The 22,292-nt window shown below is 39.3% G+C and carries 20 protein-coding genes and 1 riboswitch; of the genes, 12 read left to right on the forward strand and 8 right to left on the reverse strand.

From position 1 onward, the window contains the following. Nucleotides 1-8 precede the first annotated feature (8 nt). Complete coding sequence (locus tag H6F62_RS16005) at nt 9-1,097, reverse strand: AI-2E family transporter (RefSeq protein WP_137907564.1); 1,089 nt, start codon at nt 1,095-1,097, stop codon at nt 9-11. A 485-nt stretch (nt 1,098-1,582) separates the two neighbouring features. Between H6F62_RS16005 and H6F62_RS16010 the strand changes: the two genes are divergently transcribed. The 7 genes from H6F62_RS16010 (at nt 1,583) to H6F62_RS16040 (ending at nt 10,500) form a co-directional block, all read left to right on the forward strand. After that, nucleotides 1,583-2,251: a DUF1614 domain-containing protein gene (locus tag H6F62_RS16010; protein ID WP_190372476.1), complete on the forward strand. Its 669-nt coding sequence runs from the start codon at nt 1,583-1,585 to the stop codon at nt 2,249-2,251. A gap of 121 nt (nt 2,252-2,372) precedes the next feature. Then, on the forward strand, nt 2,373-4,310 hold the full coding sequence (ftsH, locus tag H6F62_RS16015) for an ATP-dependent zinc metalloprotease FtsH (RefSeq protein ID WP_137907567.1): 1,938 nt from the start codon (nt 2,373-2,375) through the stop codon (nt 4,308-4,310). 589 nt (nt 4,311-4,899) lie between these two features. Further along, nucleotides 4,900-5,430 carry a YdcF family protein gene (locus tag H6F62_RS16020; protein ID WP_137907568.1) on the forward strand — a complete coding sequence of 177 codons (531 nt, stop codon included), beginning with the start codon at nt 4,900-4,902 and terminating at the stop codon, nt 5,428-5,430. Between the two features lie 210 nt (nt 5,431-5,640). Continuing rightward, on the forward strand, nt 5,641-6,804 hold the full coding sequence (locus H6F62_RS16025; protein ID WP_137907569.1) for a GuaB3 family IMP dehydrogenase-related protein: 1,164 nt from the start codon (nt 5,641-5,643) through the stop codon (nt 6,802-6,804). Nucleotides 6,805-7,136: 332 nt separating this feature from the next. After that, nucleotides 7,137-7,460: a thioredoxin gene (gene trxA / locus H6F62_RS16030; RefSeq protein WP_137907570.1), complete on the forward strand. Its 324-nt coding sequence runs from the start codon at nt 7,137-7,139 to the stop codon at nt 7,458-7,460. Between the two features lie 223 nt (nt 7,461-7,683). Continuing rightward, complete coding sequence (locus tag H6F62_RS16035) at nt 7,684-8,754, forward strand: LOG family protein (RefSeq protein WP_137907571.1); 1,071 nt, start codon at nt 7,684-7,686, stop codon at nt 8,752-8,754. 426 nt (nt 8,755-9,180) lie between these two features. Next, nucleotides 9,181-10,500, forward strand: a complete 1,320-nt coding sequence (locus H6F62_RS16040) for a D-alanyl-D-alanine carboxypeptidase (RefSeq protein ID WP_190372477.1) — start codon at nt 9,181-9,183, stop codon at nt 10,498-10,500. A 240-nt stretch (nt 10,501-10,740) separates the two neighbouring features. Here the strand turns inward: H6F62_RS16040 and lptC are convergent, their stop codons facing one another. The 3 genes from lptC to metG all read right to left on the reverse strand — a co-directional run bounded on the left by lptC (nt 10,741) and on the right by metG (nt 14,431). Next, complete coding sequence (gene lptC / locus H6F62_RS16045; RefSeq protein WP_137907573.1) at nt 10,741-11,985, reverse strand: LPS export ABC transporter periplasmic protein LptC; 1,245 nt, start codon at nt 11,983-11,985, stop codon at nt 10,741-10,743. After that, nucleotides 11,985-12,614, reverse strand: coding sequence for an NYN domain-containing protein (locus H6F62_RS16050; protein WP_137907574.1), 630 nt, complete (start codon nt 12,612-12,614; stop codon nt 11,985-11,987). The genes lptC and H6F62_RS16050 overlap by 1 nt, the downstream gene beginning before the upstream one ends. A gap of 221 nt (nt 12,615-12,835) precedes the next feature. Then, nucleotides 12,836-14,431, reverse strand: coding sequence for a methionine--tRNA ligase (gene metG, locus H6F62_RS16055; RefSeq protein ID WP_137907575.1), 1,596 nt, complete (start codon nt 14,429-14,431; stop codon nt 12,836-12,838). Between the two features lie 980 nt (nt 14,432-15,411). Here metG and H6F62_RS16060 point away from each other — a divergent pair. Beyond that, complete coding sequence (locus H6F62_RS16060; protein ID WP_137907576.1) at nt 15,412-16,236, forward strand: alpha/beta hydrolase; 825 nt, start codon at nt 15,412-15,414, stop codon at nt 16,234-16,236. Nucleotides 16,237-16,478: 242 nt separating this feature from the next. Here the strand turns inward: H6F62_RS16060 and H6F62_RS16065 are convergent, their stop codons facing one another. Beyond that, nucleotides 16,479-16,868, reverse strand: a complete 390-nt coding sequence (locus H6F62_RS16065) for a DUF1815 family protein (RefSeq protein ID WP_137907577.1) — start codon at nt 16,866-16,868, stop codon at nt 16,479-16,481. 642 nt (nt 16,869-17,510) lie between these two features. On the opposite strand from H6F62_RS16065, the gene dapB reads away from it, so the two are divergent. Beyond that, nucleotides 17,511-18,347, forward strand: coding sequence for a 4-hydroxy-tetrahydrodipicolinate reductase (gene dapB, locus H6F62_RS16070; RefSeq protein ID WP_137907578.1), 837 nt, complete (start codon nt 17,511-17,513; stop codon nt 18,345-18,347). Nucleotides 18,348-18,432: 85 nt separating this feature from the next. Then, nucleotides 18,433-19,116, forward strand: coding sequence for a phosphate ABC transporter permease (locus H6F62_RS16075; protein WP_137907579.1), 684 nt, complete (start codon nt 18,433-18,435; stop codon nt 19,114-19,116). A 32-nt stretch (nt 19,117-19,148) separates the two neighbouring features. On the opposite strand, the gene H6F62_RS16080 is transcribed toward H6F62_RS16075, so the two are convergent. The 3 genes from H6F62_RS16080 to H6F62_RS16090 all read right to left on the reverse strand — a co-directional run bounded on the left by H6F62_RS16080 (nt 19,149) and on the right by H6F62_RS16090 (nt 20,918). Further along, the gene (locus H6F62_RS16080) at nt 19,149-19,958 is read right to left on the reverse strand and encodes a TPM domain-containing protein (RefSeq protein WP_137907580.1); all 810 of its coding nucleotides are present in this window, start codon (nt 19,956-19,958) and stop codon (nt 19,149-19,151) included. A 175-nt stretch (nt 19,959-20,133) separates the two neighbouring features. Next, the gene (locus H6F62_RS16085; RefSeq protein ID WP_190372478.1) at nt 20,134-20,538 is read right to left on the reverse strand and encodes a hypothetical protein; all 405 of its coding nucleotides are present in this window, start codon (nt 20,536-20,538) and stop codon (nt 20,134-20,136) included. Nucleotides 20,539-20,549: 11 nt separating this feature from the next. Continuing rightward, nucleotides 20,550-20,918 carry a YtxH domain-containing protein gene (locus H6F62_RS16090; protein ID WP_137907582.1) on the reverse strand — a complete coding sequence of 123 codons (369 nt, stop codon included), beginning with the start codon at nt 20,916-20,918 and terminating at the stop codon, nt 20,550-20,552. A gap of 125 nt (nt 20,919-21,043) precedes the next feature. Next, a riboswitch (cobalamin riboswitch) is annotated at nt 21,044-21,207 on the forward strand. Nucleotides 21,208-21,228: 21 nt separating this feature from the next. Between H6F62_RS16090 and H6F62_RS16095 the strand changes: the two genes are divergently transcribed. Then, a complete protein-coding gene (locus H6F62_RS16095; protein WP_190372479.1) occupies nt 21,229-22,008 on the forward strand; it encodes an energy-coupling factor ABC transporter permease in 780 nt (259 codons plus the stop codon). Further along, nucleotides 21,995-22,291 carry an energy-coupling factor ABC transporter substrate-binding protein gene (locus H6F62_RS16100; RefSeq protein ID WP_137907583.1) on the forward strand — a complete coding sequence of 99 codons (297 nt, stop codon included), beginning with the start codon at nt 21,995-21,997 and terminating at the stop codon, nt 22,289-22,291. Before H6F62_RS16095 ends, H6F62_RS16100 begins: the two co-directional genes overlap by 14 nt. Nucleotide 22,292 lies beyond the last annotated feature (1 nt).

The raw sequence follows: 22,292 nt of genomic DNA on the forward strand, positions 1-22,292 counted from the left end.
GTCAACCGTCAACCGTCATCATCATTTCCATCAGCAGATTCATCAATTACTGATAATTCTTGATGATGTTTCTGATCATGACCCCATTTATCTAAGACATCTTTAATTAAAACTTCTTGAACCCAAATTTTTGCCACAACGGTAAGAGGAAGTGCCAAAAATAATCCTAGAAATCCCAAAAATGTCACAAAGAATAATTGAGAAATTAGGGTGACAGCAGGGAGTAAAGATACTTGATGTGCCATGACCACAGGTGTGATAAAATTGCTCTCAACTTGTTGAATCACAAAGTAGAGAATCAAGACAGCCAGGGCTTTCCAGGGATTATCTAATAGAGCGATCGCCATAGCTGGTAATACACTCATAGTTGGACCAAGATTAGGAATTAAATTCATAAATCCGGCTAATACTGCCAATGCCAATGCTGCTTTTACACCTAAAATTGATAATCCTAATAGACTCATTAATCCCACAACTGCGACAGCAATAATAGCCCCTGTGATCCATCCCTCTAACGATATTTCACACTGATTTAAAATCCCATTTACCCGGGGGCGATAAAATGAGGGAAATAGGCGGACAAATACTTTTCGGTAATCGTGAGGATTAGCTAAAAACATTCCCGTTAAAACTAATACTAATAAAATTTTCAGAACAACTTCTAAAGATCCAGAGACAAAAGCAAAAGAGTTACCTAATAAGCGATTAAATAGCGGTTGTGCTTGTTCAATTAAACTATTCAAATCGGGTATGTAAGGTAATAATTGTGGAGGGATATAAGTTCTGCGTTCATCAACCCAAGCATTAAAACGTTCAAAACCTTGAGGAACTCTATAGGTGAGTTCATGAAATTGCTGGACAAACGGTGGTACAATCAACCAGAAAAAACAAACCACACCAACCCAAAAAATCACCACAGCCAATAAAACAGCTAATCCTCGTTTGATTCCCAAGGCTTGGAAACGTCGAGCTAGACGATTTAAAGTCGTTGCTAACACCACAGCGGCAAATATTAGTAGCAAAACCTCACGAAGTTGCCACAATATATATAAGGATATAACTAAGGCAATTATACCTATCCATTGACCAATGTTCACAAACGAGACTCCCAGCTTAGTAAAATGCTTTTTTGTGTCAATGCCGTTAGGTTAGCTGATTTTAACAACACCACCTATATTTTTTTTGTTAATTTTACTTTTGTCTTGGTACTCGCCACAATAGAACAGTTGCCATAACCATAGTTGGTGATAAAACCATAATTAGCACACTTGTCGCCGTTGCTGGAATCCATAGAAACGGAGCAGCATATTTAATTAATACCGAGAGCAAAGCCGAAAATAATAGCAGTTTCAACAAAAATCCGATCGCTTGCGGGGCGTAGCCGTGTTGATTTTCCATAACAGTGCGGCAAAATACATGATTTTATAGGGTATATACTAATTTAAACCTTACCCTCCAGTTTCTACAATAGTTATTAAATATAAAAATTTATAAAAGGTAAACAGTTGAGTAATTGTTAGCATTTTTGTATCGGCTGGATTTGAGGCTTTGATTGCCAAATTCATTCTATTTTCCCATTTCCATGATATATTTACCAGTTTCAATACTATTATTTATTGGTTTATTGCTATTGCTACCATTTATCTGGTTTGCGGTGGCAATAGACGTAGTGGAAATTGCAGTAGCTAAGTTGGGTTTTTCTCCTAACACTGCTTTTTTATTATTAGTGCTAGTTATTGTTACCAGCACAATCAATATTCCCATTTACCGCTTAGAAGCTCCAGTCCAATTAGCAGATGAATTTGCAGCACTGTGGTTAAAAGAATTTTGGGGGATTCCGTTAAGACAAGTGCAACGTTCTACCGTGGTAGCTCTAAATGTGGGCGGTGGGTTAATACCTGTGGTGTTAGCATTATACCAATTTTCCCAGGGAAACGCCCTGGCAATTCTGCTAGTTACAGCAATTGTGACCGTTGTTAGCTACTTGGCAGCCCAAGTAGTACCAGGAATTGGTATTCAAATCAATCCCTTACTTGCCCCTTTGAGTGCGGCCGTCTCGGCAATGCTAATAGCTTCACCCCATGCTGCACCTGTAGCCTTTGCTGGTGGTGTTTTGGGGACTCTGATTGGTGCTGATTTGCTGCATCTCAAAGACATTCAAGCGATGAGTTCGGGTGTGTTGAGTCTTGGGGGTGCTGGTGTGTTTGATGGGATTGCTTTATGTGGACTATTTGCCTTGTTATTAAGTTGATATGCGTTATTTGTCCTTTGCCAGTTGTCAGTTGTTAAAAATCAAGTGACTACTGACTATTGACTATTGACTATTGACTATTGACTATTGACTATTGACTATTGACTACTGAGGTGACATTATGCCCGTAGAAACTGACAATAATAATCAGACAAAACAACCAAAAATAAGACAACTCGGTGGTAGTCTTCTGATTTTATTGACTTTTTTGTTATTGCTAAACTTGATAGTTCCTAGTTTATTAGGACAACGTTTACAGCAAGTTCCCTATAGTGACTTTATTGCTCAGGTACAAGCAGGTAAAGTAGATAAAGCCATTGTGGGAAGCGATCGCATTGAATATACCATCAAAACCCAAACCAACGCAGGTAAAATCGTCGAACAGGTATTTCAGACAACACCAGTTGCTATTGACTTAGATTTACCCAAAATCCTCCGCGAGAACAACGTCGAATTTACCGCCCCACCACCAAACGAAACCGCTTGGATTGGCACTTTATTAAGTTGGGTTGCTCCCCCCTTAATTTTCTTCAGCATTTGGGCATTTTTAATGAATCGTCAGGGTGGAGGACCTGCGGCACTCACAGTTGGCAAAAGCAAAGCCCGCATTTATTCTGAAGGCGGCACAGGTGTAAAATTCTTGGATGTAGCCGGTGTAGATGAAGCCAAAGCTGAACTTGAAGAAATCGTTGATTTTCTGAAAAATGCCACCAAATACACCACTTTAGGGGCAAAAATTCCCAAAGGTGTCTTATTGGTTGGACCTCCAGGTACAGGTAAAACATTACTAGCAAAAGCGATCGCTGGTGAAGCCAGTGTTCCCTTCTTCAGCATCTCCGGTTCAGAATTTATCGAATTATTCGTTGGTGTTGGTGCTGCAAGAGTTCGGGATTTATTTGAACAAGCCAAACAACAAGCACCCTGTATCGTCTTTATTGACGAACTAGACGCACTGGGTAAATCTCGCAGTAGTCCTGGTGGTTTTGTTGGTGGTAACGATGAACGGGAACAAACCCTCAACCAACTACTTAGCGAAATGGATGGTTTTGACGCTAATACTGGTGTCATTATCATCGCCGCCACCAACCGTCCTGAAATCCTTGATCCGGCCTTACGTCGTCCCGGTCGTTTTGACCGTCAAGTTGTCGTCGATAGACCTGATAAAATCGGTCGGGAAGCCATTCTCAACGTCCACGCCAGAAACGTCAAATTAGCAGCAGATGTTGATTTAGGAATTATAGCCACCCGCACTCCAGGCTTTGCCGGTGCAGATTTAGCCAACCTAGTTAATGAAGCCGCATTATTAGCAGCGAGAAACAATCGTCCAGCCGTAATCATGGCAGATTTCAACGAAGCCATTGAACGTTTAGTAGCAGGTTTAGAAAAACGTTCTCGCGTCCTCAATGAAATTGAGAAAAAAACCGTTGCTTATCACGAAGTTGGACACGCTATCATTGGCGCATTAATGCCTGGTGCTGGTAAAGTTGAAAAAATTTCCGTTGTCCCCCGTGGTGTCGGCGCATTAGGTTATACAATTCAAATGCCAGAAGAAGACCGCTTCTTAATGATAGAAGATGAAATCCGGGGACGGATTGCCATTTTACTGGGGGGACGTTCTGCTGAAGAAATCGTCTTTGGTAAAGTATCTACCGGTGCTACTGATGATATTCAAAAAGCCACGGATTTAGCAGAACGCGCTGTGACAATATATGGCATGAGTCATAAACTAGGTCCTGTGGCTTTCGAGAAAATTCAACAGCAGTTTATGGAAGGTTATGGAAATCCTCGCCGGGCTATCAGTCCCCAAGTAGCAGAAGAAATTGATCACGAAGTTAAGCGGATAGTGGATCATGCTCACCACATCGCCTTAACTATTCTCCAATTTAATCGCAACTTACTAGAAGAAATTGCCCAGGAATTGTTGCAAAAGGAAATTCTCGAAGGTGGGTATCTCCGAGAACGCATTACCCAAGCCCAAGCCCCAGAGGAACTGACAGAATGGCTACGCAGTGGTAAGTTAGAAAATGGTAAACCATTGATGCAAACTCTGTTAGTTTAGGGTGGCGTTGATTATCCGTAAAAAGAGCAATGGCCATCCTAAGTAGGTGGACGCGAGATCACCTACTTAGCATTTCACTGGTTATTTACAGCACTTTGTGTAACGGTTTGGTAGCAAATAAAATCCTATAACCCTTGTCCCATAAACCTTTTAGATATTTAGGTCTGGTACTTGAAAAAGAAAAGTGCCGTATCGAGTAAATATCACAACCCGTAGATTTTGTCCTGATTGTATTAATTAAGAACAGAAAATTGTATTTAGTCCCATTAGCAATAAGTTACACTAATTCAAGCTTTTAAGTCTACTAGGTCTTTGATGTGCATTTAAAAATTATGTCGTAAATAACTGCTCTTACACCTTTGATTGATTTTCTAAGATAGTTTAGGATATGACAGAAATTACAGCAACATAGATTCAGTGACTTTAATTGCAAATTTACCAAATTCTTTGTAAGCGGACTTCGCAAAACTTATATTAACCATCATCTTTTTCCGTCATGGTGCTGATTTTTAAAGAAAATTCCCATCGAAATAGACATACCAATAGGGCCTTAAATCAGCTACTGTTGACTGGTAAATCTTTAGGGTTTATGGCTTGCATATTAGCCTTATTCATCTGGTGGGGGTGTAAAGCTGTACAAAACCAGTTTATACAACCACAAGCAATATTAGTTTTAGGCGGTTCTACTCGCCTGTTAGAAAGGGAAAAGTTTACAGCTAAATTAGCCCATCAATATCCAAATATACCGATTTGGATTTCTGGGGGTAGTCCACCTCAGCATACCAAAAAAATATTTGCTAGTGCAGGAGTTGATCCCCGTCGTTTAAATTTAGATTATGAAGCTGTAGACACAGTTACTAATTTCACTACTTTAGTAGATGAATTGCGCTCTCGTGGTATAAAAAGTGTTTATTTAATTACATCTGACTTTCATATGCGTCGTGCTTGCGTAGTTGGTGAAATTGTTTTAGGTAGTCGAGGCATGAATTTTAAACCCGTATCAGTTCCTTCAAAAAATTCACCAGAACCCATTCAAAAATCTATTCGAGATGGTGCTAGGGCAGTTATTTGGGTAGCTACAGGTTATACAGGTGCTAATCATGGTAAAAATAAACCCTAATACTGACCCCAAGTCAACAGTCAAAAGTAATAAGTCGCTGTTCCCGTAAGATTGCTAGCGATTGAGAATGGTTGGTTTATTTACGCCAACCCGAACTAGTAGATCAGAACAGAATTAGAATTAAAAATCCCAAATTTTCAATTATCCCCAATTCCCAATATCACCACAATTTGATACCCTAGCTTAAACAGTTTTGAGAAAAGTGAAAGCGTGGAAATTCAACTTGGGCGGGGAAAAGTGGCTCGTCGAGCCTATGGAATTGATGAAATTGCTTTAGTCCCTGGTAACAGAACACTCGATCCGAGTTTAGCTGATACTAAATGGAAAATCGGCAAGATTGAGCGAGAAATCCCCATTATTGCCAGTGCAATGGATGGTGTAGTTGATGTAAAAATGGCTGTTCGTTTGTCCCAGTTGGGGGCATTGGGAGTAATTAATTTAGAGGGTATCCAAACTCGTTATGCTGATCCTGAACCGATTTTAGATCGGATTGCCTCCGTGGGCAAAGACGAATTTGTGAGCCTGATGCAAGAACTATATGCCGAACCAATAAAGCCGGAATTAATTGAAAAACGTATTCAGGAAATTAAACAACAAGGCGGTATTGCGGCGGTTAGTGCGACTCCAGCAGGTGCAAGCAAATATGGTGAGGTAGCAGCATCTTCAGGGGCAGATTTATTTTTTATCCAAGCTACAGTAGTTTCTACTGATCATCTATCGCCAGAATCTGTTACTCCCCTTAATTTAGAGGAATTTTGCCGCTCTATGCCCATTCCTGTGGCCTTGGGGAATTGCGTCACTTATGAAGTCACACTGGAATTAATGAAAGCTGGTGCAGCAGCAGTATTAGTGGGTATTGGACCTGGTGCAGCTTGTACCTCTCGCGGAGTCCTGGGCGTGGGCGTACCTCAAGCTACTGCGATCGCTGATTGTACAGCCGCTAGAGACGATTATTACCAAGAAACCGGAAAATATATTCCTATCATCGCTGATGGTGGTTTAATCACCGGTGGAGACATCTGTAAATGTATTGCCTGTGGTGCAGACGGTGTGATGATTGGTTCTCCCTTTGCTAGAGCCGCAGAAGCCCCTGGCCGGGGTTATCATTGGGGCATGGCAACTCCTAGCCCCGTATTGCCTCGTGGAACTCGGATTCGCGTTGGTACTACCGGAACGCTAGAACAAATACTCACAGGTCCTGCTGGCTTAGATGACGGTACTCATAACCTTTTAGGAGCTTTAAAAACCAGCATGGGAACTTTAGGCGCTAAAAACATTAAAGAAATGCAGCAAGTTGAAGTCGTCATTGCTCCTTCTCTGTTAACCGAAGGCAAGGTTTACCAAAAAGCCCAACAGTTGGGTATGGGTAAATAACTCATTCATGTCATTGGTCATGGGTAAGGGCTTTATCCTGACTTCTGACTTCTGACTCCTAACGCTGTAACAACTCCAAAAACTTTTCTAGTAGTCTAAAGAATGACTGGAAAAATCACATATCTAGCCTACAATAGAGATGGCGGAGACAAATGTTTCCGTTCACTCCTCACACCACACTCCGCCCGGACTATTGTTCGGGCGGTTCCTTATGTTGGACATGAATTTTCTAATTTCTTTGCAAATACTCATCCTTAAACTCAAAGAGGAGGTTTTTGCTGTGGTAGAATTTTCACCAACCTCGGAAATATCTTATGTAAAGGTTTTTAGGTATGTCAGCAGCAGCACAAGTTACAGATTCTACGTTTAAGCAAGAAGTAATCGACAGCGAAGTACCCGTATTAGTTGACTTCTGGGCTCCTTGGTGCGGTCCATGCCGCATGGTAGCTCCTGTTGTCGAAGAAATTGCCGCTCAGTACGAAGGAAAATTAAAAGTTGTGAAAATGAATACTGATGAAAATCCCAAAATTGCTAGTGAGTACGGTATTCGCAGTATTCCTACATTAATGATTTTCAAAGGCGGAGTAAAAGTAGATATGGTGGTCGGTGCTGTACCTAAAACCACTTTATCTAACACTTTGGAAAAGTATCTTTGAAGCTCAATAGACAACAAACTTCTTTTGAGTTATTCATTGACAAATGAATTACGGGACAAACTTGGTGCGTCCCCTCTCTTTTTTCAACTACAAAAAAGTCTAGGGACAGTACCATTTTTATGTATCTGGTCAAGATATTAACAATTACTCTTTTCCCCCTTGAATTAGATAACTACCAACTTGGATTATATTACAATGTGATGCCATTATTGCGGCTTTAACCATGACCTCTGAAGCGTCTTTTTCTCCATTAGATTCTCTGCAAGCGGATATTGCTGAGTTAATAGATCGTTTACCGACACTAAAACATCGGCAATTTATTCAGCAGTCCCTATCTACAATTTTGCGTCTTGCGGATAGTGACATTGAACGTCTTGATTGGAAAATACTATCTGCTGCTTTAGTAGATATGGAACGTGGTTTTCAGTTATTTTATCACTACCGTCATATACGTAAAATTACTATTTTTGGTTCTGCCCGTCTAGCACCAGAAACACCAGCATACCAAATGGCCGTTGCATTTAGTCGCGCTGTTTCCCAGCTAGGATTTATGATTATGACTGGTGGTGGTGGTGGAATTATGCAAGCTGGTCAGGAAGGCGCTGGAAGAGACAATTCCTTTGGTTTAAATATTCAGTTACCTTTTGAACAACAAGCTAACCCCGTCATTCACGGTGATACTAAACTAATTAACTTTAAATATTTCTTTACCCGGAAATTATTTCTTTTAAAAGAAAGTGATGCTGTAGCTTTGTTTCCCGGTGGTTTTGGGACTCAAGACGAGGCTTTCGAATGTATGACATTAAGCCAAACAGGTAAATTTGGTCCAGTTCCTTTAGTATTAATTGATCAACCGGGAGGTGATTATTGGCGCTCCTGGAGTCAGTATATTGATGAGAAATTGGTAAAGACAGGGCTTGTTAGTCCTGATGATCCTAGTTTATACACAATTACAGATAATCTAGAAGTTGCCTGTAATGCTATTACTAGTTTTTACCAAATTTATCATTCTAGTCGTTATGTTGGTGATCAGTTGGTGATCCGGTTGCGAGAAGATCTATCAGATGATCAAGTAGAAGCACTTAATACTAACTTTAGTGATATCCTGGTAACGGGCAAAATTGTCAAAAGTCAAGCATTACCCCAAGAAGGACAAGATGAAACATCTAATTTACCCCGCTTAGTTTTATATTTTAATCAACGAGATTTAGGGCGTTTATATCAAATGATTGGAGTAATTAATCAAGTGGTAATTCCTACTCCAGAGGAAGCAGCACATCCAGAAAGAAAATAGACTACGGGAATCTATTAATTAGTCAAAATATGGCAGCAAATAGGGAATAAACAAAAAAGGTGAACTCATATCATGTAATGTGATTGACTTAAAAATATGTAATAATACTAATTATTATGACTTAATACTGATAAATATAATCAGGCTTGTATATTAGTAGATGTGATTAGGAAAAGAGGAAACAAGGAATAGGAAATAGAGACTAATTACGTAGATATAGCGCACAGAGTAGTCTTGATTGGGAATTAGGAACTACTGCGATTTTTACATCTCACGCAAAGGCGCAAAGGCTCGAAGGAAGACAGGAATAGGAAAATAACCGTATGGTTAAAATACAGCAGATTTCATCTGATACCTGGCGTGGCGTATTACGTTAGTAGATTACTTGAATGATTCACAAAAAAAATAAAATAGAGGAATTTAACTATGCTGGAATTATTAGGATCAGGTTTGTTTTCTCTGTGGCTAGAAATGGCTAAGGTACAAATTCAACCTCTAGAAGCCTTGAGTGTACTGGCTTGGCAAGGTAGCCCTAGCTTCATTATTGTCCCTGATCCTAGCCCGGCCGGAGCTATAACCGTACAAGAATATCTCAAGGGTTTAATTACATCAAAATTAATTGACCAAAATCTCATGTCCTCTCAGGGGATTTGGTTACAGTCGGGACCGATGTTAATGGCTAACCATCAAGGTACTATACCTTTACCCGCTGCTTCTTTAACTAAAATTGCTACTTCCTTAGCGGCTTTTAAAACTTGGGGACCAAATCACCAGTTTCAGACCTTAGTTAGTAGCACTGGACCGGTGGTAAATGGGGTGGTACAGGGCGATTTAGTGATTACTGGTACTGGTGATCCTATGTTTGTTGGGGAAGAGGCCATCGCGCTGGGAAATACTCTGAATAAAATGGGTATTAAGCAGGTAAAGGGAAATTTAATCATTACTGGTGCTTTTGCGATGAATTTCCAACGCAATCCAATACTCGCGGGTCAATTACTCAAACAAGCACTAAATCACCGTACTTGGTCTCGTTCTGTGGTTTTCCAATATTCTGTTATGCCCAAGGGAACACCTAAACCCCAAGTTATTATTGCTGGTAATATCAAGGTAGACCCTCAACCGAAAGTAGGACAAACTTTGCTGGTACGTCATCTTTCCTTACCTTTGCAAAAAATAATTAAGGAAATGAATGTTTTTAGTAATAACGATATTGCGGAAATGTTGGCTGAATCTGTGGGAGGTGCTGATGTAGTTAGTTATACAGCAGCCCAACTTGCTGGAGTCTCGAAGTCAGAAATTCTCCTCATTAATGGTTCTGGTTTGGGTAAGGAAAATCGGATTTCTCCCAGAGCCGTTTGTGCTATATTTATGGCATTGCAACGTGAAGCTAGTTCTTATCAGTTGACTTTAGCTGATTTATTTCCGACCTCGGGACTGGATAACCGAGGTACAATACACTCTCGACATATGCCCAAGGCAACCGTGATGAAAACTGGTACTCTTAATGATGTTAGTGCTTTAGCAGGAGTTGTACCTACACGCGATCGCGGTTTGGTTTGGTTTACAATTATTAACCGTGGTGGAAATATATCCGCTTTTCGGGCTGAACAAGATAAACTTCTCCAACATTTAGAAAAAGAATTAGAAGTATCTACGGATATTCCCCCTACCCTTGTCCCTCATTTAGATAATTCTTTACCAAATTTTGGTGCAGCTAATCGCAATGAGATTTTGTATAGAGGTTAGCTGTCCGTTGTCTGTTTTTAGGTAGAAGTTAATACGATTTTTAGCGTTTATAAACTGCGTCTACATAGAAAAAACCTAATTTTTTCATGATTTCACCCAGGTGGACTTAGCTTGTGTAGTAGCGTATCCCTTAGTGAAGCCATAAGCTCTTTTATATTCGCCCATAGGGTGCCATATACTGTTAAAACATCCTCTCAGGAGAAGGAAGCCAGAGAAGATGATTTCTGCTCAACTTCCTTATTACCTATTTTCCTGGGGGATAATTTCTGTGATTACTTTCTGTCCAGAATTACCACCTTTAACGACAATATTTTCTGTTTCTAAATTACCGACCGCTGTTGCTCCTTGAAAAGTTAATTTTGGTGCAACTTGATGATAAATTACATTTCCTTGGGCTTCTAACAATTTTTTATTTAAATACCAAGTCAATTGATTTGATTTTAAAGACTGACTACGTTGTCCAACTGCATTGACATTACCAGTGAGATAGACAGTGTTTTCTGGTATGTTCATTTTTCCTTGATTAGCAGTGACAGTTAGATTCTCAGCAGCTTTGAAGACACGAATGGGAGAATTGGTGGTGATATTTTCCTTCTGAATATTCCAGGTTATAGAGTTACTAGTAATTTGCATTAGCGGATCTATTAACTCTAATTTGGCCTGTGGTTGGAGAATTGCAATTTGAGTTTTTAAGTTAATTTCGGCGGCATTAGCTTGACTGCGGCCAGAGATTTTGTTATCTTTATATCCTTCTATTTGGATAGGGCGATCGCTAAATAATTTATCCTCTTTAATCTGCCATATTAAATGCTCAGTTCGCATTTGTAACTGTGGATCTGTAGATTTTGCTACTACTCCTCCTGAAAATTCTACCCGTTGTTCACGAGTTTTTACCTTAGCTTCTTGGGCTGTTGCTTGTAATTGTTTATGGCTACCATTTAACTGATTACGGACAATTAATAAATCTTCTTGAGGTCGCCATTCTAACTCATTACCCTGAAAAACAATACCATTACGGGGGTCACTAGCCACAATTTTACCTTGAAGAAAAAGTTGCTTACCATCTTGCTTAATGTCAGCTTTTTCTGCTTTAATTTGATAGACAACTTTTCCGTCTTGGTAGAGTTCCCCTTGAGGACTTTCCGCTTCACCCATTTGTTTATCTGTAGTGTATTTTGCCTTTTTGGCTTTCACTTTCCAAATCGGCCTCCCTACCTGATCAAATTGTTCTAAATCCACACCAAAAAAAGTTAACTTAGTTTCGTCTTCTCTTGGAGATGAAGTATTAGTTTTTGATTGGTTAGGTGTAGATGGATTACTACAAGCAGATAACCATAACCCTAAGAACAATGATAAAGACAGGTAAACCCAATTTGTTCGTAATCTAAACTGTGAAAATGAATAGAAGTGGGGGGAACGATGTTTACTTCCCCGCTGACGTTTTGAGTTTTGTCTTCCATTCTCCCTGTCTTGTGAATATTGCATTACTCTGGAAATTCTAGATGTCTATCACTACCTCTAGGATCGTCTAAAAAGCCCATACTAGACAATGGCCGATATGGGTAACTTTGACGGGGAGTTTTTTGAATATCTTCTTTGATAGCTTCTAAATCAATATAGCGATCGCTAACATTAATTAAACTATCACTAGTCATAGATCGCAAACTCACCACCTCTACCCTAACACCACGATAGCTGACAGAATTGACAGCATAAGCTAAATCGCCATCACCGCTGACTAAAACTGCGGTATCATAGGAATCAACTAAAGCCATCATATCAACAGCTATTTCCACATCTAGGTTAGCTTTTTTAGAACCATCTGGTAATTGTACCAAATCCTTAGCAATGACTCTATAACCATTGCGACGCATCCACAATAAAAAGCCCTGTTGCTTCTCATTTGTCCGGTCTACCCCTGTGTAGAAAAAAGCCCGTAATAGCCTTGATCCACCAGTTAAACGGCACAATAACTTAGTATAATCAATTTCGATTCCTAGTTGTAGTGCTGCATAAAATAAGTTTGAGCCGTCAATAAAGATAGCTACCCGTCCCCGATTTTCCAAAACTTGTTCTGGCGTAAATATCGAGTCGTTTTCCAAATTATTCAACATTGTTGTCATACCTTGTGTTGTTATTCCTGTTATGATAGAAATTTCTAACTACATAATTTGTTAGAATGGCTTATGATAAGTCTCCGGGGCTGATAGATCAGGATTCATAAAATCAGCAGCGAAAAAGCCCTGATTATTGACTCATGTTCCCAACTGTCATTGGTGACAGTACAGCCCCGAATTGTTTTGTGAAGGAATTAGCAGTTCCCAAAATTAATCTTTTATTTTGATGTTTCTATCCGCTTAAAAACTGGTTTGGGTGTCCCCAATTGTTGTTTATCGGATAATATTCCCCATGTTGAGTGGGTACAAAAAGGGGCTAAAATTGCACTTTCTTTTTGTTCATTAAAGTTGATTCCCCAGCCTAATTGCTGATAAATATCACTGCTGATATTAGGAATAATTGGGGAGAGGAGATAAGCTGCTAGTCTCACAGATTCCAGAACCGCATATAGCACCAGTTCCACATCTTCCTGTTTACCTTGTTTATATAACGACCAAGGGGCTTGATCATCAATAAACTTGTTACTGGTTTGTACCAGAGATAAAACATAGTGACAGGCTTCATTAAAAGCTAAAGCTGTATATGCTTGTTTCACCTTGTCTCCCAACTCTAACCCGATAATTTTTAAAGGATTTTCCGCCGGAATAGTTGCTTGGGTTATGGACGGTACTTGACTAGAGCAGTATTTCTTCACCATATTTAAAGTGCGATTTAACAAATTACCTAAATCATTCGCCAAATCTGCATTCAAAACATTAATGAACCTTATTTCATTAAAATCGCCATCTTTCCCAAATTCGATTTCCTTAAGGAAGTAATAACGAATGGCATCACTACCATAATTTTCCACTAAAGTGATAGGATCAAGGGTATTACCCAGAGTTTTACCCATTTTTTGACCGTCTTTAGTTAAAAAACCATGTCCAAATACCCTATCTGGTAAAGGTAAACCTGCTGACATCAGCATTGCTGGCCAGTAAACAGCATGAAAGCGTAAAATATCTTTACCAATCAAGTGGAGATTAATTGGCCACCATGTCTGTAAAGCATTAGCTAAAGTTGGTTCTGCGTCTGGTTCTAACAATGCTGTTACATAACCCAGTAGAGCATCAAACCACACATACAATGTATGTTTAGAGTCTACAGGTACAGGAAAACCCCAGTCAAGATTTACCCGGGAAATGGAAAAATCTTGTAAACCTTGAGCGACAAAATTGAAAACTTCATTTCGTCTGCTCACAGGTTGAATAAAATCAGGGTGAGATTGGTAAAATTCCTCTAACTGAGTTTGATATTTAGACAAACGGAAGAAATAGTTCTGCTCATCCCGCCACTCCACTTCTTTGGTAGTATGGATGGGACAGCGTTTATTTTCTAGTAAATCCCGTTCTTCCTTAAATTCTTCACAGGAAACGCAGTACCAACCTTGTTGTTCTCCTTGATAGATGTCACCATTTTCCCAAACTCGCTGAAAAAACTCTTTAACTATGGCCTCGTGACGGGGTGCAGTAGTCCGACTAAAGCGATCATATTGAATATCGAGTAAATCCCACAATCTTGTAAAACTGGGAACAATTTGATCACAAAAATCTTGCGGTGCTTTTCCTAAACTGGCTGCTGAACGCTGGATTTTTTGTCCGTGTTCATCTGTACCCGTAATTAGTAAAACTTGATTTCCCTGTAAGCGTTGAAACCGGGCTATGACATCTGCCGCTATAGTTGTATAAGCACTGCCAATATGGGGGACATCGTTGACATAATATAGCGGTGTTGTCAGTGCAAAAGTCTTTTCTGTTTTATTCACTAAATTCATGGACAATAAAAGCAAATTATTAATCAGTTTTCTCTCTTAATCATCTAGATTATCTAGATAAAACTAGGCAATTATATAACATTGCTACGGTTTTTTATTAAATTACTCCTTAATCGTAACAAATTTATGGAATTGAGAATTGTTTCATCACTTCTATAAAACTCCTAAATGATTTCTTGTCAAATTTGGGAAAGCAGTTACTAATAATCATGGTAAAACCTGTTTATTTCATTGGTAGTCACAGAGAATACACTAATGCAAATTCCAGCAATATAGATGATGATGTGCATAAAATTGAGCATATAAAATTCTCCAATTCATGACAAGAGTATTAGTTTCAATATTCAGGATTTTCTGCAATGATTTTGTTTGAGATTAATGATTTAGGGCATCACAAAAAATAAACTATCCCGTCTTCTGGGATCAGCAAGATACCTGTAGTTGATGATTAGCTGGTTTTTTGTCCCCGACTACAAGAAATTTCTAGATATTTTTTGGAGTTTCCTGAACAAGGTTTCTGGGTGACTCCTAACCCAGCTTTCCTGTCTGATATTTTTGACGAAATTTATCTGAAAATATTTATAAGTTTATAGTCAGTAAATTTTCAAAATACATCAAGATAAACTGCAATTTTTTGAGCATTGTCAGTAGATTAACCACTAGCAATATAGAGATTTATCACTACTTTAGATATGGTAATCCAATGTCATTTAAGTGCATAATCGTTGCGGAATGCTATAGTATTATGTGTAATGCCAAGGTGACATTATTGCCAGTTAGGGGGATTTGACGCTTTCACATATTTATATATGATGAATACAAATTGCTAGAAATTCTGTAATCATGGTTTCAGAGTGGGTTGTTTTTTGTCTGGAAAGGTTGATTTTAGCAGGAGACAAAAAGAAAATATGCCATAATCCCCATTTGCATCAGAGAAACGGTAAAGTTAAAGATAGAATAGATTAAAAAAAAGCCGCAAAATGCCAGCCGTTGACCTGAAACCTTGTTTTTTGACTCCAAAACCAGTACAGTCAGATGCTCCTTTATTTATCTATTTACCAGGAATGGATGGCACTGGTCAATTGTTACAAGCCCAAATCCCTGAATTATCAATAGGTTTAGATATTCGTTGCTTGGCTATATCCAAAAACCATCTTGGTACTTGGGATGTTTTAGCCAGAAATGTTTTAGATTTGATTCATGGTGAACTGGAAAAAAGCCGTCAACGGCCAATATACCTCTGTGGTGAATCCTTCGGTGGTTGTTTAGCGATGAAAGTAGCAACCCAGTCACCACATTTATTTAAGCGCATTATCTTAATTAATCCCGCTTCTTCTTTTTTGCATCAGCCTTGGTTTAGTTGGATATCCCAGCTTACTCAGTTTGTCCCATCATTATTATTTAATGTTGGTTCATTAGCTTTGTTACCATTTCTGGCCTCATTAGAGCGCGTTTCTGAAAGCCAGCGCCAAATACTTCTCGCGTCCATGGGTTCGATTCCACCAGAGACTGTAAACTGGCGGTTGTCCCTATTGCGAGATTTTCAAATTGACAAAAAAGATTTGCAAAAGTTAACACAACCAGTTTTACTTATTGGTAGTGGAAATGATCGCTTATTACCTTCCGTTACCGAAATCGCCAGATTGGCTAGTATTTTACCAAATAGCAAAACATTTATCCTTCCAAATAGCGGTCATGCTTGTTTGTTAGAGGAAAATGTGAATTTGTATCAAATTCTCAAAGATAATGATTTTCTAGAAGTTAATATAAATATGCTATACCAAAAACTGTCACATCAACAGTAAAGCATAATGAATGATCAGCATCTTTAACATTTTCAGAACTGGTCTATGGGTAAGGTCACGCCGCGCTATCAGATATAATGCCCGTAGCCTTCAATGTGATAAGAATTTGATTGCTGGCTGATAAATATAAATTATAAATTATAATTTATAATTTATGACTTATAGCCAGTAGACAGATTGGTTTGTCATTCTCGAACCTAGTGGGAAATAACAACTTTCAACCCAAACATAGTTTCAAGTTGTTATGGTTGGGTTTTCACCCTTCCTGAACTTTTCTGTAAAATGCGTTTACCTGTCGGAGATGAATACTCAGTATCTCTAGACTTTTGTATAGACTGTTTGACGAGGGTAGCTAGTTCTTCTAACTGGTTAATCGCTTCTGCACCTTCTAATTTCATTAATTCACGATCATCACGCATTTCTGTCCAAGTAATCCCATAATCTGAGACTAAAAAGCGAATTAAATGATTGTCTCCTAAGCTGACCATAAAGGATGCGCTGTTCATCTGATCGCCACAAGTATAGCAGGAAGCAGGATAACCGTGCCGTTCTAGTACAACCGCCAAGGCTTTCAAGTTCATTACCAAATCTTGTACAAATTGTCTATGTTCGTTTGCTAGTCTCAAAAACACTTTTGCCCTCCAGACACCACAGTCATTTGAGTTTATTTTATATTTTCTTTAGATTCTCTCACTAATTGGCATTGTAAACTACTTATTACAATTTTCGGTTGCTTATGAATTCGTTCATGAGTTATCTCCTCCAGGTTAGTGGATAACGATGATTTAAGAAGTATCAAACTATTCAATTTAAATTTTCCTGGTACTTATATTACCCACTATTCTGGACACAGTTACTAAAATTCACATTTTTGCCTCCTCTATCCGTCTGAATTGTACTTGATCAAATTAAGACGCTTTCAGTTTAACTTAAATCCACTGATAGTCAAGTTCGTTAAAGCTATATATTTCCAGTATTAGAGACCATGTATAGCCGAATTGAGCTAATTCACCATATCTAACGCCTGTTTTCGTTATTTTGATTTTGATGTCCACTGCCAATAAATACCATACAGTATAGCACGGATTAAATTAATGGAACTGTTGAATATACATACTCAATATCTTATTTAAAGAATACTATTTAGGGACGAACGGCCGTTCGCCCGTACACAGAAATTACTAAATAAGCTGTTGAGCATTTAAAGTCTATTCTTGTCAGACTTGCATTTGTGAGACAATTTTATTGTTGAATTGAAAATAATTGTTAAATCTATGAGCAATCAAGCTTCTATCCCAGTTATTGTCAATGGTGCGGCTGGTAAAATGGGACGTGAGGTCATTAAAGCAGTAGCCCAAGCATCTGATTTGACTCTACTGGGTGCAATTGATACTACTCCGCAACATCAAGGTAAAGACGCTGGAGAACTAGCGGGTTTAAGTGAACCCTTAGAAGTACCAATTAGCAATCAGTTAGAACCTATGTTGGCCTATGTGGCTGGGGAAAGACAGATGCAGCCAGGTGTACTAGTTGATTTTACCCATCCTGATGTGGTATATAACAGTATTCGCAGTGCGATCGCCTATGGAATTCGTCCAGTTGTAGGAACTACAGGTTTAAGTCCCGCACAAATTCAAGAATTAAGTGATTTTGCTGAAAAAGCCAGTACCGGTTGTTTGATTATTCCCAACTTTTCTATTGGTATGGTATTACTACAAGAAGCGGCTGTTAGAGCTTCTCAGTATTTTGATCATGTAGAAATTATCGAACTCCATCATAACCAAAAAGCCGATGCTCCCAGCGGTACAGCCATTCAAACTGCTCAACTATTGGGAGAACTGGGCAAAACTTTTAACACTGCTATGGTGGAAGAAACGGAGAAAATAGCAGGAGCTAGAGGCAGTTTAGCAGATGAAGGGATTAGAATTCATAGTGTGCGCTTACCAGGACTAATTGCCCACCAAGAGGTGATTTTTGGTGCCGCTGGGCAGATTTATACCTTACGTCATGATACCAGCGATCGCGCCTGTTATATGCCAGGAGTATTATTAGCCATACGCAAAGTTAACCAGCTAAAGTCGTTAGTATATGGACTAGAAAAAATACTGTAAAACACTCAGCAATCATCTGTGAGAAATTTTCGATTGGCGATTTTTCCAATCCAAAATCTAAAATTCAAAATCCAAAATCTAAAATATGCTTGTTCCCCTAACTCGGCAAAAATTTGAACAAATTATTCCCCTAATTGCCTCTGGACCACAATATAAATACTATTGGGGGAAGTTTAGTAATTTTTTGCAGCGGCTATTAATTTCCGTAGTTACCATGGCTGTGCTACTGCTGATACAATTTTTGTTTAGATTGGAATTTGGGTTCATATTCTTTTTTGGGGTATTTGGTGCTTTCTTTTGGCTATGGTATCCCATATTACAGGCAAGTATCCGCAATGGAAAATGCCGCCGTTACAAATACAGTGGATTTTTCCGGGGACGAGTGCTAGATTGGTGGATTACAGATCGGTTAATGGGCAAACAGGAAACCGTCAACAGTAAAGGTGAGTTAGTAATTATTGAAAACCGCGAAAAGCGGATTAACCTAGAAATAGGTGACGACACAGGATTTAGTGTTGAATTTGAAGCCCCACTACGTCCTGCCCACAAAGCCATTACTCGTGGTCAAATAGCCGAAATGGTGGTCATGTCAAATCGTGCTGATTTAAGCACAATTGAAGAATTTAGTGATATATATATTCCTAGTCGTGACCTATGGGTAAGTGATTATCCATATCTCCGACGAGACTTCTTTAATGAAGTTAGTATGCGTTTACGTGCGAACCAAGAAAGAAGACCTCGCCGTCGTTCAGGAAGAAAAGGGGGGTAGAGAATACCCTATTCCCCAGTCCCCTAAACTTCTCAGGATTCAGCCCCCGAAGGAGGCCGACTAAAAACAGGGGATAAATAAGCCACTAAAGCACCAATAGCAAAGGCGGAAATATTGCGAACTAGAGGCAACCAGTCACTTGTACGGGTAATAACTGGAGCAATACCGAAGGCAATAAATAACATTCCCCATAAGGGTGAAAAAATTAACGCCCATTGCCAAGCAACTATTTGTTTATCGTTGCGGGGTTGAGCGGCAAAACCGCAAATAATTCCACCGACAGCGGAGGTGACAAGGGTGAGTATCCATTGTTCTCTAGGGAGTCCAGGAACTACATTACAACCGCCTTTAAGTAAGCAACCTTTGACTGAATCTAAGGACTGGAGAATGGCTTGATCTTCTCCTTGTTCACGGACAAAGTATAAGTTACCAAAGCGGGTTTGTAGTTCAATCCAGAAGGTGCGGGGTAAGAATTGATAAACTGCATCACCTACGCTAAAACTAAGAATGTTACCACCACGGGCATCCGCGACTAGGAGAATACTTTTATCATCTAATCCCCAATATTTAATTACTGCTCTACCTGGGGTGCGGTCATACTGCGTTAAAACGCGCAATTTCCAACCAGTATCAGCTTCAAACTGGTCTAATTCTTTAACTAATTTTTCTTCTTGGGGGTCAGGGAGAGTTTTTGCTAAATCTACTACTGGTGTAACAAAGCCCGGTAATAAATCGGGATTTTCATAAGCTAGGGCTGATGGAGAATTAATTGCCCAGATTGACCCAGCAAAGCAAAATAAGGCAATTGATACTAAAATTCGTCGCCAAGAACACAGGTGCATGAACGTTTTTATACTATTATTAACAGGATAATGTAACAAGTGCTTTGCAAAGAGTCACGTAAAAGAGATACTTCTTTACACTTCTTTACTTTACTCTAATATTAGTTAGATAGATCAACAAAACCTGATTGAGAAATTAGGGACTGGAGATAACTGTGATGTTATTGGTAATTTATCATTGATTAGTTAAGGTTCTGGCATTTCTTTTAGCAGGTTTTTTCCGATTGAAACTTGTCCACGCAGCTTTAATACCAATTAAAACACTACGAGTGCTGATTTGAAGATTTTCTGCTTGTTTTTTGGCAGTATTTAGGCTTTGATCAAATTGTTTGACAACTTGACCGGCACTTTTGACACCTTCACTAACATCATCAGTTAAATCTGTTATTTCTAAGCTGGTGTTGCGGATAGCATTAAGAGTAGGTGGTAACTCCCGCGAAAGAGTATCAAAAAATTTTTCAGCACTGCGAGCGGCACGGGCTAATTCCTGTAAAGCAGGTATAGATGCCACTAAAACGGCTGTGAGACTAGCAGCAACCAAGAGGATAGATAGTCCCAACCAAAATAAAGGATCAATCACTGTTATCTCATTTATGAACGTTCTAGTTTTTGAGTCAAATTATCGGTTTTGTCTGGGATGCTGCTAACATCAACAGTATTTTTCTGAATTAAGCCTTGGCTTTCGCGCTGAGTAGCATCTATGCCAACTGCGATCGCTTCCCGCAGTCTATCTACAGTTTCATCCCAGTTTTGCAGGGTGCTAGTAGAAATACGATCTGCCTGAATTTGTACGCTGGTAGAGATATCTTCAGCTAATTCAGGGATAGCATGAGCGGATTTTTTGAGAAGTTTACGCGTTTCGCGGCCTGTGCGGGGAGCAACTAGCAAACCGGCTAAAGTGCCGATAGCTGCCCCTATCATCAAACCGCCAATAAAGATTCCAGAACGCTTGTTAGTCATTTTTTTAATTTTCCACTCTATAAAACTTATCTTATATCTTGCACGCTGGCGATGAAAATTTGGGGTGACAAAGCACCCGGATTTTGTCTAAGTTGTATAGAGAATTAAGTTCTATTGGGAATAATGATATAGTTGTTACCATCGGTTCTGATGGGGAGCAGCCAATGGCTAACACCTCGCTGCACTATTGGACGTAAGGGGGAAAGTCTGGTGCAAGTCCGGCACTGTCCCGCAACTGTGAGCCAAAATATGGTAAGTCAGAATGCCCACCGATAGAATTACGTTTATATAAATCTGCGAGGTACAGATTATGTCCAGAAAAAAACAGGCATTAGTTAGTCTCACCCTAATGGCTGTTATTAGTTTTTACTTGGTAGTTGGTTTCCCCAAACCTGCCTACGCAATGCACATTATGGAAGGTTTTTTACCAGTGCAATGGGCAATTTTTTGGTGGGTTGTAACATTACCATTTTTCATTTTAGGATTGCGTAGTCTAACTCGCATTACCCAAGCTAACCCAGAATTGAAACTCTTATTAGGTTTAGCTGGTGCTTTTACCTTTGTCCTGTCAGCGTTGAAAATTCCTTCTGTCACCGGTAGCTGTTCTCACCCCACAGGAACGGGATTAGGTGCGGTGCTGTTTGGACCTCTGACTATGACAGTCTTGGGTAGCTTGGTATTGTTATTTCAAGCTTTGTTACTGGCCCATGGTGGTTTGACCACACTTGGTGCAAATGCTTTTTCCATGGCGATCGCTGGACCCTATGCAGCGTACTGGATATATAATACCACAATGCGGCTGAGTAGTAAACAAAAAATCGCCATCTTTTTAGCAGCAACCTTGGCAGATTTACTCACCTATATTATCACTTCTATCCAACTTGCCTTGGCTTTTCCTGCACCAGTCGGTGGATTTATCGCTTCATTTGCCAAATTCGCGGGAATTTTTGCCCTTACTCAAGTACCCTTAGCAATTAGTGAAGGATTACTAACTGTCTTAGTTTGGAACTGGTTACAATCTTATAATCCTCAAGAATTGGAACTTTTGCAATTAATCAAGGGAAGAAATCACGGTAATGAATCAATCTAATAAAAGTTTAAATAACTGGTTTTTAATATTAGCAGTTTTAGCCTTAGGAGTTGCACCATTAATATTTGTGCCTCATGGAAAGTTCGGCGGTTCTGATGACAAAGCTAAAGCCGCTATTACAGAAATACAACCTGAATATAAACCTTGGTTTCAATCACCATTTACACCAGCTAGTGGGGAAATAGCCAGTTTATTATTTGCTTCTCAAGCAGCTTTAGGTGCGGGAGTAGTTGGTTACGCAATTGGTGTATATAAAGGACGTTCAAAACGAGAAAGAAGTTAAG

It is taken from the genome of Anabaena sp. FACHB-1391 (assembly GCF_014696755.1).
In the GTDB taxonomy this organism is placed as follows: Bacteria; Cyanobacteriota; Cyanobacteriia; order Cyanobacteriales; family Nostocaceae; genus Dolichospermum; species Dolichospermum planctonicum.

Coding starts and splice junctions, on each gene's coding strand:
- H6F62_RS16010 (WP_190372476.1), top strand. CDS start 1,583: ATGATATATTTACCAGTTTCAATACTATTATTTATTGGTTTATTGCTA.
- ftsH (WP_137907567.1), top strand. CDS start 2,373: ATGCCCGTAGAAACTGACAATAATAATCAGACAAAACAACCAAAAATA.
- H6F62_RS16020 (WP_137907568.1), top strand. CDS start 4,900: ATGGCTTGCATATTAGCCTTATTCATCTGGTGGGGGTGTAAAGCTGTA.
- trxA (WP_137907570.1), top strand. CDS start 7,137: ATGTCAGCAGCAGCACAAGTTACAGATTCTACGTTTAAGCAAGAAGTA.
- H6F62_RS16035 (WP_137907571.1), top strand. CDS start 7,684: ATGACCTCTGAAGCGTCTTTTTCTCCATTAGATTCTCTGCAAGCGGAT.
- H6F62_RS16040 (WP_190372477.1), top strand. CDS start 9,181: ATGCTGGAATTATTAGGATCAGGTTTGTTTTCTCTGTGGCTAGAAATG.
- lptC (WP_137907573.1), bottom strand. CDS start 11,985: ATGCAATATTCACAAGACAGGGAGAATGGAAGACAAAACTCAAAACGT.
- H6F62_RS16050 (WP_137907574.1), bottom strand. CDS start 12,614: ATGTTGAATAATTTGGAAAACGACTCGATATTTACGCCAGAACAAGTT.
- metG (WP_137907575.1), bottom strand. CDS start 14,431: ATGAATTTAGTGAATAAAACAGAAAAGACTTTTGCACTGACAACACCG.
- H6F62_RS16060 (WP_137907576.1), top strand. CDS start 15,412: ATGCCAGCCGTTGACCTGAAACCTTGTTTTTTGACTCCAAAACCAGTA.
- dapB (WP_137907578.1), top strand. CDS start 17,511: ATGAGCAATCAAGCTTCTATCCCAGTTATTGTCAATGGTGCGGCTGGT.
- H6F62_RS16075 (WP_137907579.1), top strand. CDS start 18,433: ATGCTTGTTCCCCTAACTCGGCAAAAATTTGAACAAATTATTCCCCTA.
- H6F62_RS16080 (WP_137907580.1), bottom strand. CDS start 19,958: ATGCACCTGTGTTCTTGGCGACGAATTTTAGTATCAATTGCCTTATTT.
- H6F62_RS16090 (WP_137907582.1), bottom strand. CDS start 20,918: ATGACTAACAAGCGTTCTGGAATCTTTATTGGCGGTTTGATGATAGGG.
- H6F62_RS16095 (WP_190372479.1), top strand. CDS start 21,229: ATGTCCAGAAAAAAACAGGCATTAGTTAGTCTCACCCTAATGGCTGTT.
- H6F62_RS16100 (WP_137907583.1), top strand. CDS start 21,995: ATGAATCAATCTAATAAAAGTTTAAATAACTGGTTTTTAATATTAGCA.